This is a genomic window from Pseudoalteromonas sp. AS84 (genome assembly GCF_038900255.1).
In the GTDB taxonomy this organism is placed as follows: Bacteria; Pseudomonadota; Gammaproteobacteria; order Enterobacterales; family Alteromonadaceae; genus Pseudoalteromonas.
In genome coordinates this window covers 1-13175 of the sequence record NZ_JBBMQY010000018.1, presented here as the reverse complement: position 1 = coordinate 13175, position 13175 = coordinate 1, and the positions used below count along the sequence as shown (strand labels likewise).

Sequence of the window (13175 nt, the reverse complement as noted above, 5' to 3'; positions counted from 1 at the left end):
ACTAAAACATGAATAAAAAAATATTTAAACATGCTCGCAAGTTACATAAATGGTTAGGTTATTTATTAGCATTACAAATTTTAGCTTGGCTATTAGGTGGTTTAGTAATGAGCGCTATCCCTCTTGATAAAGTTCATGGGGAGCATCTTGCAACACGCACTCTTAATAACCCATTTACGCAGGCTGATTATGTGGCCTCCCTTGACGATATTGCATCTCAGGTGGCTAATCCAACACAAATAATTTTTGAGAACTTCTTAACCACACCTATAATTACAGTTATAAATAAAGATGAACAACAAAGCTTTAACGCTATAACAGGCCGGCCTTTTGAGCCGCCAACTAAAATACAAATTACCGCAAATGCTAAAGCACACTTACTTATTGATGCTCAAGTGACAAGCGCTGTATTGCTAAAGCAAGGTATGCGAGAAGTTGGATATAAAACCAATGTTTGGCAAGTACAATTTGACGACACATTTAACACCACACTGTACTTGTCAGAAAATAACGGCAAAGTTGTTACCATTCGCAGCACACTCTGGCGAATTTTCGACTTTTTTTGGATGTTACATATTATGGATTACGATGAGCGAGAGGATTTTAATAATCCGCTGCTTATTAGTTTTGCAGCAACCAGCGTACTTTTTTGTTTAAGTGGAATATTACTACTTATACAAAATATACGACTAAAACGATTTATCCGAATTAAAAGTAAGAATAAATCAAAGTAGTCATATTGGTTTTTGAGAACTAGCTCACTCTCACCATAGAGTAAGTAAGCCCTAGGAAGTACCCAAGGGCAGATTTTATTCCAAGTGTTTAAATCGACTCAAATGTCGCTTTAACATTTCGTTTTCGAAAATCAACTCATCACGCTCATCCAGTAATTGTAAAACTAAGGCTATTGCCGACCAATCTAACGAAAAGTCATGTTGAATACGGGCCGCTTTTTTAACTAAAGTCACTGCAGATACCGTAAATTGCCACTGCGTAACATGATCCCCCTCAATTGGAACCGCAATATTATGCTCAACTAGCTCATATAAAATTGCTTCGCTAATATCACTGCTCAAACATAGCTCTTTGCTAGTAAGTAAATCGTCTTTTTGTGTCACGATAATTTGCATTATGGTTTGCTCCAGTTATTACGGGGATCAAAGTGAGCTTTTTCGGCTAATTCTTCCCACAGTTTTTTACTGGCATCATCAATAGATGTTGGATTAACAATTTTAAGCACAGCAAATAAATCACCTTTGGCTTTTTTACTCATTAATCCCTTACCTTTAATACGCAAGCGTTGACCAGACTGACTATTAGATGGAATAGTTAATTGGATTTTGCCTGCCAACGTAGGTAAATTTATTTTTGTACCAAGAGCCGCTTCCCATGGAGCAAGAGGGACGACTATATTTAGGTTATGGCCTTCAACATCAAATAATGGATGAGGCACTAAACTAATTTGTAAATACAAATCACCATTTTGCCCATTCGCTGACCCTAATCCGCCTTGCCCTTTTAGTCGAATTCGCTCACCATTTACTGAACCTGCAGGAATTTTCACTTTAAGTGATTTTTTAATTTCAGAGACACGCCCACTGCTATCTCGCTGCGGTAACATAAACTCAACAGGCTTAACGGTATCAACTAAAGTCTCTTCAAGAAAAATTGGGAATTCTATTTCCACATCTTGTCCTTTTTGCGCGCGAGCGGCGTTACTTCTGCTCTGCCCGGAACGATCGAACCCACCAGCTCCGCCAAACATTGAATTAATAAAATCAGAAAATTCCTCATCAGTTTGCGGATCACTTTGCTGATAATTACCTTGTGAAGAACCAGCGCTACCGCGATAATTTGTTTGCTGTTGACGAGCACGATTTTGCTGGTGACGACGTAACTCGTCGTATTTTACACGTTCTTCTTTGTTATGAATGACTTCGTAAGCTTCTGCTATTTCTTTAAACTTATCTTCTGCTTGAGGCTCTTTGCTTACATCTGGGTGATATTTTCTGGCTAACTTTTTATAAGCTATTTTAACCGCTTTATCGTCTGCATCAGGCGATATTCCAAGCACTGCATAATAATCAACAAATTTCATTTGCAATCCAAATCCCCATATTGAGTAAGCTTTAAGCATACTCCTTAACGGGTAATCTTGTGTGGTTAAAATACGATAAATAGTAAGAAATAAATGAATAGTGAAAATAACTTTAAGTAAAAAATTAATCAGACACCTTTTAGTAATATAAGTACAGGCCTTAAGTTAACTTTATCTTTTATCTTCAAGGCTTTAAACTGCCTGTTCCTGTAGTTCACATTTGTGATGGATATGACTCGATTTATTCTGGCCTTACTGGCTTGTTGTGTGTGCGTTTCGGTATCTGCCGAACAATTTACCCGTTTTTCAACGGCTAAAAGACATTTAATTAAAACCCTACCAGACAACGCTAAAAGTATTTACTGCGGTTGTGATATTAAAAAAGAAGGCAAAAAACTCATTCCTGATCCTTCTAACTGTGGTTACATTCCTCGAAATACACTTACCCGCTCAGGTAAAGTAAATGTGCGAGCACTACGCATTGAGTGGGAACACATTGTTCCGGCGTGGGAATTTGGTCACCAGCTACAGTGTTGGCAAGATGGCGGACGTAAAAACTGCCGTAAAGTAAGTGCTAAATTTAGAAAAATGGAAGCTGATATAAATAACTTAGCGCCAGCTATTGGCGAAATTAATGCCGATCGCTCTAATTATCGTTTTGGCATGCTTAGCGAAAACGCCACACAGTATGGTCGCTGCGAAGTAAAAGTAAACTTTAAGCAACGTGTAGTTGAACCGCCTGTTTATGCACGTAAACGTATAGCCGACACCTACACTTACATGCAAAAAACATACGGTTTAAAAATCTCAGATAAACAGCAAAAGTTATTTAATGCATGGCAAAAGCAAGCATTCGCAGATACAAGTAGTGCGAGCAAGCTCTAAGCTTTAACACTCATTTACATAAATCAAAGCTATAAATGTTGAATAAATGAGCGAGTGTTGTAATATTTTAAACAACTTATTTACAGAAAGTCCTTAACTATGTTTAAAAATAATAAAACCTCGCTAGCCATTTTTGCAGCACTTTCGGGCTTTGCTTTAACGGGTTGTGGCGGCGGTAGCGGCATCGACTCTGCTCCTGTAATTACTACGCCTATCGTCACAACACCTGTTAGTAGCAGTCCAACATGGACAGCGGGGGTATTTGAGCCCTCTAATGATTTAAAAAACTTTTGCGAAACCCCTCGTACGGGTAACGATCCCTTTAATAACAACGAGCCTTACCCAGATCAAGCAGGTTCTGCCCTTTACGAAAAACTCTGGCTTCGCTCTTGGAGCGACGAAACCTATCTTTGGTATGATGAGATTGCCGATAACGATCCTGAAAGCTTTGGCACAGTAGCCGATTATTTTGCCCAATTAAAAACAGAGCAGCTTACCGACTCAGGGGCAAAAAAAGATAACTTTCATTTTTCAGAACCTACTGAAGATTACTTTCAAGAAGCGCAATCGGGCGTTACTTCTGGTTACGGTATAAATTGGGCGTTTATTGGCGATACAGCCGACCGTATTTTACGCGTCGCTTATCTTGAAGATGATTCACCTGCAAGCCAAATAGGCTTTCAACGTGGTGATACTGTACTTTCAGTTGACGGTGTTAGCATTAATACCAATACAGAGTCGGGTGTAGATACGCTTAACGAAGGCTTATTTAGCCCAACTAACGGCGATTCACATACTATTGTTGTACGCAGTAACGATGGCGCCGAAAAAACATTTAATGTAACCGCTGGTAATATTGAGCAAACACCAGTTCAAAATGTTAAAACGATTACAACCGCAAATGGTTCAAACGTGGGTTACATGCAATTTAATAGCCATATAAGCATTGCTCAAGAAGGCCTTATTGCTGCGGTAAATAAGTTTAAAACCGATGGTATTGACGAGCTTGTAATCGACTTTAGATATAACGGCGGCGGGTTATTAGCGCTATCAGCGCAATTAGCTTACATGATTGCTGGGAATGCTAACGTGAACAACCGCTTTTATTATCAAACTCAACAAAACAATAAACAGCCCGTAGATTCGCCTTTTCCATTTATTGATGAAGAAATAGATTACTCTACTTTTTTTAGCACAGGTGAAAACCTACCTGATTTAAACTTATCGAAGGTTTATGTATTAAGCACATCAGGCACCTGTTCGGCATCAGAAGCTTTTATTAATGGTTTAAAGGGTATAGACGCAGAAGTTATTTTAATTGGTGATACAACCTGCGGTAAGCCCTATGGCTTTACCCCAACCCATAACTGCGCAACAACCTATTACACTATTCAGTTTAGTGGGGTAAATAGCAAAGGATTTGGCGAATACTCTGCGGGTTTTACACCAACCCCTACGCCACAATTTGATGCTGATGTTCAAGGTTGTGAAATTGAAGACGACTTTGATCATCAGTTAGGCGACAGTGACGAGGCTGTTTTAGCCACCGCATTATTTCATGTTGAAAATGGCAGTTGCCCAGTTAGAACGGCTGCTGCAAAAGCAGAGCCAGCTAGTTTTTCAGGCTCTCGTGAATCCCTCATTCCTTTAAATATGCCTGAGCAATTTACCCAGCGTAATATGGACTTAACTTGGCCAACACTGAGTGAGGAAAGATAGTGGCTAAATTATTACTCCCATTAGCCATCTTGCTCACTTTAGGTGGATGCCAAAGTGTAAATAGTGAGCCCGCTAAACCCGCTATATTAACGAGTGTTAACCCTAGCGTTGTTGCAACACTACAACAGGCAATTCAACACGCTAAGGGAGGCGCATTAGTAACGCTTGCCGATTCGGTATTTACTAAGCGCAGTGAGTTGCTAATTGATCATGCAATGAGTAAAGGGCCTGATGGCAGAGTAATTATGGGGGCGCATAATATAAAATCTGAGAAGTTTATTTTGCAACTACGTAATAACCAATGCGAACTTTACTATCCTAAAAAAGAGCTTACTACAGTACTTAAAGGTGTTACTTGTAAAGAGTTATGAGGCACTTTATTAATGTTTATAAATTAATAAAAAAGGCGCGCAGCATATCGCTGCACGCCTTTTTCTATTTTAAAGCGTTATTACAAGTCTTGATGCGGACCAAACATTTCATAATGAATCTGCTCGTTTTTAACACCTAGCTCAAGTAACTGGTTTTTTATAAATACCATAAAACCGGCAGGGCCACATAAGTAAAAGTCGCCATTACTCAATGGTAGCTGTGCTTGTACTGCATTTAGGTTCATTAACCCAGTAAAGTCAGCGCCCTCTGTCGTTTGGTTAAACCACGTCATTGTTTGTAAGCGGTTATAAACTGCATTTAACTCATTTAAATATTTTGAAAACGAATGCTGCTGAGTATTTTCGCAGGCATGTAAATACATAACCTCTTGATTAGAATTATCACTTAATAGCGTTTCAAGCATAGCCAGCATTGGCGTTTGCCCAACACCTGCTGAAATTAGTACCGCTGGGTTTGTATTATTACGTAAAAAGAAATCCCCTGCCGGCGGGTATAGCTCAACAATAGTGCCTTGCTCTAATGAGTGTAAATGATTAGACACCATGCCAGGCTTTGGCTGTAGCTCTTTTTTAACACTAATACGGTAGTTTTTAGCGTTACTTTTTTGTGAAATAGAATACTGGCGTATTTCTTCATATTCAGCGCCCTCGGGCTTAACTTTAATACCTAAATACTGCCCTGGTTTATGTGTAATAACAGCTTCGCCATCAACTGGCGTAAGTGTAAAGCTTGTTACTAATTCTGATTCAACTTGCTTGTTGGTTATTTCAAACTGGCGAGTGCCCGCCCAACCACCGTGTTTATTTTTACTGTGCTCATACAAAGCAGCTTCTTCGGTAATACAAATATCGGCAAGTACGCCGTAAGCTTCGCGCCATGCGTACTCAACATCGGGAGTAAATTGCTCAGGAATAAGCTCTTTTAGCGTACCAATTAAATGCGCACCTACAATAGGGTAATGTTCAGGTAAAATATTTAAGCTTGTATGCTTATGATTAATACGTGTTAGCGCTTCTTTTAATACGACTAAATTATCAATATTTTGTGCATACGCAGCCAATGCATTAAAAAGTGCAAATTGCTGACGACCTGTATCTTGATTCGCCATATTAAAAATATTTTTAAGCTCAGGATTATGGCTAAATAAACGCTTATAAAAATGATCGGTAACAACCGTACCCGCCTGCGCTAGTAACGGAACAGTGCTTTTTACAATCTCAATGGTTTTATCAGATAACATATGTGTTTCCTATGGATGAACTAATCACGACGCCCATCAACACGACGCCGCGTTAATATAGGTGTGCAGTGAATTAAAAATAATAAAAAAGCCACTAACCACAGCACAGCACTTATTTGCCAAGCAAGGTGAGGCCCAATAATAAAAGGGAGTAATGAACGAGTAATAGCGGCCACAAGCAAAAACGCAAAAGCAACAGCCATGTAATGAGGAATAGTGAGTGTCCGCCCTGTATGACCATGTGATACACGCGTCATCATTGCTAAAATCATCATACCTATTGTGCCAATAGTGATTAAGTGCAGCGCATCTTTAAATTGTATTGCACTGCTATAAAAGCTGAATGCAACCATCATTAACCCTACGCCTAACGTAAGGTAGGAGAAATGCAAAGACCATAACAACGGCACTCTCAATACCTTGCTGTCCCACCAAAAACCAGCCCTGACCAGGTGAAGCGCAGCAACAGTTGCAACAACTAACGCAGGGTTAATCGTGTTCAAAAACAACTTGTTGATAAAAAATAAAGTGATAGCCACAATAGATAAATACATCACTGCTTTATCTATTTTAGGCGTGCGAACTTGCTCGGTTAAACCCAGACCTTTAGCGGTAAAAAATGGTAAAACGCGACCCGCAACAATGCCAACTAGTAAAGTAATGACGAGTACTGCGGTATCAACCACACCAAGTGCAAGCTGCATGTTTTGCTGTAAAGTGAGTATTAAATACAATACATTGAGCCCACAAAGCACAGCTAAAATAGCTAAAAACGGGTAGTTACTTTTGCTATTGGCTTTTAATAACATATTAGCCAATACAGCTATGGCGCCTAGCCACCAAATAACTTGTAATGTAAGTGCAGCATATAAATTAAAATGAGCAATATCGGGCAATATCACAAAAAAGGCTAAGCGCGCTGCAAGCCATATAAACGTAAGCCACATAAGAGCTTTGCCACTTATGCTCGCAACGCCTGTCCATGTTTGTGCTGCGGTAAGTAAAAAGCCAACAGCTACAACTCCTGCAAAGCCAAACAGCATTTCGTGCGCGTGCCATAATGTCGCAGGTATCGATAAGTGCCAACTTGCATGGCCTGTTAAAATAAGTAGCCAATACCCCACCGACAAAAATGCCAATAAGCCACCGCCTAAAAAGAAAGGTCTAAAAGCGAGCATCCATAACGGCCATTGAGATACTTGATGAATAGCAACGCGTGCTGGCATTGGCTCAGTTAAGTTTATAGGGAGCATTATCGTACCTCCTGCCCTAAACCATGTTGTGCAACACAGCGCAGTACGTAACTTACTTTTAAAATAGCAGCAATAACAATAGTGCCAATATGAGCTGATACTTGCACCGCAATAGAAAAGTACTCTGCAAACGGGTAGCTAATTAAAATACTGGCCGTAATACACACTAAACTCACAGCCAATGCCGTATTGGCAGCAAATAATACTGTTTCGTATAGTGAACTGAACTGTGTTTGATTGTTTAAATTATTCAGCATTAGTGTGTTCATAGTGACCTCTGTAACTAACTACGTTACTTAGCTATTACACATACTGTGCCAAAAAATTTATTCAATTAAATTCAATAGGTTAAATTAAACCACTTTACACTATGAGTCTTTATGACCTACTATAAATTAACTCAAAAAACACGAATAGGTCATTTTGACATGAACCAGCAATTCAACCTTACACAAGTTGCTCTAGAGCTTGCTCAAAGTACACTGCACGAGCATAGCTTTGATCAATTACTAGCAACGGTTGAACGGGTGATCCCTAGTGATGCAAGTGCGTTATTAGTGCTTCAGGGCGAGCAATTAAAACCACTGGCAATTAAAGGATTAATGTCCGACAGTCTTGGCAGACGATTTAAAATAGTAGAACACCCTCGCCTAGAAGCTATTTGCAAAAGCACACTCGCGTTACAATTTGCGCACGACTGCCCACTACCCGATCCATACGACGGATTACTATTAGCTAAAACCGGCGACATACCGGTACATGCATGTTTAGGCTTACCTCTTTATGATAAAAACGCGCTACTTGGCGTACTTACGTTTGATAGCCTTAACGCCAATGCATTTAAAAGCATAAGTACTGATACACTCAATACTTTACAAACGCTGTGTAGTGCGCACTTTAAAACAGCTTTAGAGCTTGCCCATTACAAACAGCATGCACAGCACTCAAGTGCATTAGTGCAAGAACTAAATCGTGAAGCGTTAACACGAGATGGCGGTGAAATTATTGGCCAAAGTCCGCTAATGCAAACACTTAAGAACGAAATTAAACTCGTTGCAGCATCTAACTTTAGCGTGCTTATATTAGGTGAAACAGGAGTAGGGAAAGAACTTGTTGCGCGTAATATTCACTTAAATTCAGCTCGAAAAGATCAACCGCTTATTCACTTAAATTGTGCATCGCTCCCTGAGAATCTTGCCGAAAGTGAATTTTTTGGTCATGCAAAAGGGGCTTTTACAGGCGCACAAAATTCGCGCCAAGGTAAATTTCAATTAGCTGATGGAGGCACGTTATTTTTAGATGAAATTGGCGAACTGCCTCTTGCCATGCAAAGTAAATTATTACGAGTGCTACAAAGCGGCGAAATACAAACGGTAGGAGAAGACACGCCAAAGTACGTAGATGTACGCGTCGTTGCCGCAACCAACAGAAATTTAAAAGAAGAAGTAGAACAAGGTCGCTTTAGAGCCGATTTATACCATCGTCTCAGTGTCTACCCTATTACTGTGCCACCACTTAGTAAACGGGAGCACGACATAACACTCTTAGCTGGTTATTTTATTGAGCAAACAGCCCGTAAATTAGGGATAAAACAATTAAAACTGAGCCCTGAAGCGCAAGTATCGCTTAATCAATACAACTGGCCAGGTAACGTTCGCGAGCTTGAGCATGTCATTAGCCGCAGCGCCCTAAAAGCAAAACAAAGCCAATGGCAAAATCCAATAATAACCATTACAAGCGAGCACTGTGATTTAACACCGAGTGCGCCGAAAAACTCTTTAGTAGCAAGCCAAAGTACAACCAACACCTTAATCAACCAACCTTTAAAGCAAGCTGTAGAATCGTTGCAATACAACGTAATTACTGAGCAATTAAAGAAGCATAACTACAACTGGTCAGCAGCAGCAAGAGTGCTTGAATTAGATAGAGCTAACTTAGTACGCTTGGCTAAACGCATAGGGATAGAAGTAAAAAAAACACTATAATCATCCAAAACACAGCTAAAATTATTGATTAGCAGCCAACTTACTAAAGTGTGTTTTTAACAACCCTGCAAAAGCTTGTACTTTAGCAGTGCGATGTACTAGGTGATGCGTGACTAACCATACATCTGTAGGCCAGCTTAACTCACTGTGTAATATAGGTACTAAATCAGAATATTGCGCCGCCACATCATGTTGTAATCCGCCAATGCCTAGCCCTTTAATTATTGCACGAGTTGCTTCTGCGGTTTCAGACACTCGCAGCTTTATTTGCGATGCGGGAATATGTTCATCAGCCCATGCAAAATAAGGCACGCGGGCATTAAAACCCGCCACACCTGATACAAAATTATGTTGTTGTAAATCACTTAATAATTTAGGCATGCCGTATTTATTGATGTAACGTTTATTAGCGTATAAACCCGATGAAAGCTGCGCTAAATGCTGAGCAATATAATCGCCCTCATCAGGTCTTGGGCCTGCACGCACTGCAATATGTGCTTGTCCGTGATCAAGTCTTAACCTTTTTTGTTCTAAAATAACCTCAAGCTGCACTTGTGGATGTAGTGCCTGAAATTGCTCACATACATCACCAAGTACATCCATAAAACCACTTACCGTCGTTAGTAATAAACTCCCTCTAAGGGTGCTATCGGCCGCTGCTATATCGTTATGTAACTGCTCTAAGGAGCTATGGATAGTTTGTGCTGTTGCAAATAACTTGGTGCCAATTTCAGTAACCTTGTAACCACGGGCATGGCGATGAAAAAGGCGTGTATTTAAGTTTTTTTCAAGATTATTAATTCGCCTAAGAACTGTGCTGTGGTGCACATTAAGCTCTTCTGCCGCCGCCGTTAACGTGCCTAATCGTGCTACTTCAAACGCTACTTTGACGTCTTGCCAATCTTCAAATTTTATCGCCATGCTACTTACCTTATACTTATGTGCATTTACGCACATAAGTGTTGCGTTTATTGGGGTTTTCTACAAGCAAAATTTTGCTACATTAGCGTTGTAATTTTAAACACTAAAAGGTCACTAGCATGTCAGCACCAAAAATTATTGCCCTAGCAGGAAGCCTTCGCCAAGAAAGCTTTAATCAAAAAATTATTAATGAGGCAGCACGTTTTGCTCTACAAACAGGTGCTGAAGTAGAAGTAATAAAACTAAACGAATTAAACATCCCACTATTTAACGAAGACATTGAAGCACAAGGTACACCAAGCGATGTACAGCTTTTAAAAGACAAACTACGTGCAGCTGACGGTATTTTACTAGCAAGCCCGGAGTACAACGGCTCTATAACTGCAGCGCTTAAAAATGCGATTGATTGGGCATCGCGTACAGAGCAAGGTGCTGTTCCTGCTTTTCGTAATAAAGTGGTGGCGCTGTTTTCAGCATCACCAGGTGGACTTGGTGGGTTGCGCGGTTTAAATCATGTACGAGATATATTAAGTGGTATTGGATCGTTAGTGCTTGCCGATCAACTTGCAGTACCCGCTGTACACACATTGTTTGATGAAAGTGGGCAAATTAATGAACCTGTTACAGCTGAAAAAGTGTCAGCACTTGCTCATCAGTTAGTAAGCGTTGCAAGTAAGTTAAAATAACTTGCACGCCTAAATAACTAAATAATTACTTTGTCGCCGCGATTTTTGCGGCGATAAAATCGGTATGCGTTACATATAAAAGCCCCGCTACTTTACGTATTACGTAGTCCTCCTGGGGATCTATTTCTCCATCAGCATAAGCCAAGCGCCATAGTAGTTCTATTATTTCAATGCGCTGAACAGCACTACAATGCTCATTAATTTGTTTTGAAAACTGAAAGTAGTCAATAGCACCATCTAAACTACTTGCTGCGTTATTAGTAAGCTCTTCAACTTCTGCATCTGTTAAATTAAAGTATTTTTTTAAGGTTACAGTCAGGGTTCGTTGTTCATCATGGTCAAGCTTAGTATCAGCACGCATAACCTCAATAAGCAATGCAGCGACCGCTGTTTTTAAATCATGCTGCTCTATTCTAGGTTCCTGATCATCGAATACAGCAAAAAGCTGCTTTATTTGTTTGAACATCACATTATCCCTTTTTGGGTGTTAGACTAATACGTAAAGAAATCGATCTTATTACTCTTATTAATGGGTATAAAGTTCGCAAATTAAAGGATACATTTTATGAAAGGAATAAACACACCACGCTTATTTATAGGCGCTACACTGGTGGCTCTTTCGAGTGCAAATACTGCACTTGCTGAAAAAGCCGAAACAGAGAAGCTCTACGACTTTGACAACAAAGTGCATTACTACCAAACAAAAATTGGCGAAGACAACTATAAAATAGAAATCCAGTCAGACGATTACAAACACTTTACCAATCAAAGTGTATTTTTATTACGCCATGCTGACCGTCTATGCCGCGGCAATACCTTTATGTTGAAAATACTTGAAGGCGTGCAAGAGTACGAGCGCTTTCCAACAAAACCACGTGCTTACCAACCAGATTTAAGTGTTTTACTACAATGCGAAACTAAAGAAGATACAAACAAGGGTAAGTAACCTTAGTCTTTATAACCCCAAGGTGCTGATGGTGGAGTAATCGATTTCGTTAAATCAAAATCCACCTTAAACTCACGTCCTTGGCGAATTAATCGATAAGTAAATACTTCTGGGTAAATATACATTTGCCATGTATTACCTACAGACTGTGCAATGCCTTCTTTTATGAATAACTCTTTAGAGTATTGGTCTGCTGGAAACGACTGCATTTGCGCAAACCCTGCATCAAGCGTATGGCCACCATACATAGTTGATGCGTCGTCTGTTCCATCTTTATGACGATGATCGTGCTTTAAACTCAAGCCACTACCCGTTTTAGTTATGATCCACGTACGTGATGCATCGTCACCTACATGAAACGGTACTTGTAACTCAGTCTCACTACATTTACGTACATGCATAACCAGCTTTTTATCTGTAAATGAGCTTGGCCCCTTCGCGTTATCTACCGCTACTTCACCTTCAAAAGCTTTACCGCAATGCGCTGCAATACTATTAAAAAAGGCATCGTGAGTAGGAATAGACACTAAAGGTGCAGGGCGTGAAAAAGCTGTCGATGAAGCAAGTATTAGAGTTGCTGCTGTTAATAATTTCATATTTTTCTCGTTATAGTTATTTTAAAACACCTGTAATAGTACAGCTTTCTTTAGTGCTTTATTAGAAGTATCTCTACCTAATTAAATATGCAATTCAGTTGAGTGTTTAATGGATAATTAAATGAACCATAATAACTCACGCATTATTTTCTGCAGACGTAAAAAAGCCCGACTATTTCGAATCGGACTTTCTACAATGTTAAGTCGGTGAGCTACGCAGTAGGATGTCGTAGTGCCCACAGCGGTAAAAAGTCACCTAGCAAATGCTACACTATCTTTTGTCGGAGCGGCCTTACTACTGAGTACGGTTTGGGCTCTTGGCTACAACTTTTAATTTTACTTTTCTGCAGACGTAAAAAAGCCCGACTCTTTCGAATCGGGCTTTCTACAATTTGAAGCCTGGTAATGTCCTACTTTCACATAGCAAATGCTACACTATCATCGGCGCTGTTT

The 13175-nt window shown here is 39.8% G+C and carries 15 protein-coding genes; 7 read left to right on the top strand and 8 right to left on the bottom strand.

Annotation, left to right across the window (positions count from 1 at the left end; translation table 11 throughout):
• Positions 1-8 precede the first annotated feature (8 nt).
• Complete coding sequence (locus WNY79_RS16020; RefSeq protein ID WP_342876375.1) at positions 9-734, top strand: hypothetical protein; 726 nt, start codon at positions 9-11, stop codon at positions 732-734.
• A 75-nt stretch (positions 735-809) separates the two neighbouring features.
• On the opposite strand, the gene WNY79_RS16015 is transcribed toward WNY79_RS16020, so the two are convergent.
• Together WNY79_RS16015 and WNY79_RS16010 are read right to left on the bottom strand one after the other, a co-directional pair.
• Positions 810-1130, bottom strand: coding sequence for a chaperone modulator CbpM (locus WNY79_RS16015; protein WP_024599636.1), 321 nt, complete (start codon positions 1128-1130; stop codon positions 810-812).
• Positions 1130-2098, bottom strand: coding sequence for a DnaJ C-terminal domain-containing protein (locus WNY79_RS16010; protein WP_342876374.1), 969 nt, complete (start codon positions 2096-2098; stop codon positions 1130-1132). Before WNY79_RS16010 ends, WNY79_RS16015 begins: the two co-directional genes overlap by 1 nt.
• Positions 2099-2329: 231 nt before the next feature.
• Here WNY79_RS16010 and WNY79_RS16005 point away from each other — a divergent pair, with 231 nt between their 5' ends.
• From WNY79_RS16005 to WNY79_RS15995, 3 genes are all read left to right on the top strand, one after another.
• Positions 2330-2983, top strand: a complete 654-nt coding sequence (locus WNY79_RS16005; RefSeq protein ID WP_076925851.1) for an endonuclease — start codon at positions 2330-2332, stop codon at positions 2981-2983.
• 99 nt (positions 2984-3082) lie between these two features.
• Positions 3083-4702 (top strand): S41 family peptidase, encoded by a 1620-nt coding sequence (locus tag WNY79_RS16000; protein WP_342876373.1) that lies wholly within the window; start codon positions 3083-3085, stop codon positions 4700-4702.
• Entirely contained in the window at positions 4702-5073 is a 372-nt protein-coding gene (locus WNY79_RS15995) for a hypothetical protein (RefSeq protein ID WP_342876372.1), read from the top strand. The genes WNY79_RS16000 and WNY79_RS15995 overlap by 1 nt, the downstream gene beginning before the upstream one ends.
• A gap of 80 nt (positions 5074-5153) precedes the next feature.
• Here the strand turns inward: WNY79_RS15995 and hmpA are convergent, their stop codons facing one another.
• From hmpA to WNY79_RS15980, 3 genes are read right to left on the bottom strand one after another with little or no spacing between them, the layout of a single operon-like run.
• The gene (gene hmpA / locus WNY79_RS15990) at positions 5154-6335 is read right to left on the bottom strand and encodes an NO-inducible flavohemoprotein (RefSeq protein ID WP_342876371.1); all 1182 of its coding nucleotides are present in this window, start codon (positions 6333-6335) and stop codon (positions 5154-5156) included.
• A 20-nt stretch (positions 6336-6355) separates the two neighbouring features.
• The gene (locus tag WNY79_RS15985) at positions 6356-7588 is read right to left on the bottom strand and encodes an NnrS family protein (RefSeq protein ID WP_342876370.1); all 1233 of its coding nucleotides are present in this window, start codon (positions 7586-7588) and stop codon (positions 6356-6358) included.
• Positions 7588-7857: a hypothetical protein gene (locus WNY79_RS15980; RefSeq protein WP_024599630.1), complete on the bottom strand. Its 270-nt coding sequence runs from the start codon at positions 7855-7857 to the stop codon at positions 7588-7590. Before WNY79_RS15980 ends, WNY79_RS15985 begins: the two co-directional genes overlap by 1 nt.
• Positions 7858-8016: 159 nt before the next feature.
• Here WNY79_RS15980 and norR point away from each other — a divergent pair, with 159 nt between their 5' ends.
• Positions 8017-9573 (top strand): nitric oxide reductase transcriptional regulator NorR, encoded by a 1557-nt coding sequence (gene norR, locus WNY79_RS15975; protein ID WP_342876369.1) that lies wholly within the window; start codon positions 8017-8019, stop codon positions 9571-9573.
• A 21-nt stretch (positions 9574-9594) separates the two neighbouring features.
• Here the strand turns inward: norR and WNY79_RS15970 are convergent, their stop codons facing one another.
• Positions 9595-10494, bottom strand: coding sequence for a LysR family transcriptional regulator (locus WNY79_RS15970; protein WP_024599628.1), 900 nt, complete (start codon positions 10492-10494; stop codon positions 9595-9597).
• A gap of 119 nt (positions 10495-10613) precedes the next feature.
• Between WNY79_RS15970 and WNY79_RS15965 the strand changes: the two genes are divergently transcribed.
• On the top strand, positions 10614-11180 hold the full coding sequence (locus tag WNY79_RS15965) for an NAD(P)H-dependent oxidoreductase (protein ID WP_182197794.1): 567 nt from the start codon (positions 10614-10616) through the stop codon (positions 11178-11180).
• Between the two features lie 25 nt (positions 11181-11205).
• Here WNY79_RS15965 and WNY79_RS15960 read toward each other — a convergent pair whose 3' ends face one another.
• The gene (locus tag WNY79_RS15960; protein ID WP_342876368.1) at positions 11206-11646 is read right to left on the bottom strand and encodes a TerB family tellurite resistance protein; all 441 of its coding nucleotides are present in this window, start codon (positions 11644-11646) and stop codon (positions 11206-11208) included.
• A 99-nt stretch (positions 11647-11745) separates the two neighbouring features.
• Here WNY79_RS15960 and WNY79_RS15955 point away from each other — a divergent pair, with 99 nt between their 5' ends.
• Positions 11746-12126, top strand: a complete 381-nt coding sequence (locus tag WNY79_RS15955; protein ID WP_076925808.1) for a hypothetical protein — start codon at positions 11746-11748, stop codon at positions 12124-12126.
• 2 nt (positions 12127-12128) lie between these two features.
• On the opposite strand, the gene WNY79_RS15950 is transcribed toward WNY79_RS15955, so the two are convergent.
• On the bottom strand, positions 12129-12722 hold the full coding sequence (locus WNY79_RS15950) for a hypothetical protein (protein WP_342876367.1): 594 nt from the start codon (positions 12720-12722) through the stop codon (positions 12129-12131).
• Positions 12723-13175: the final 453 nt, after the last annotated feature.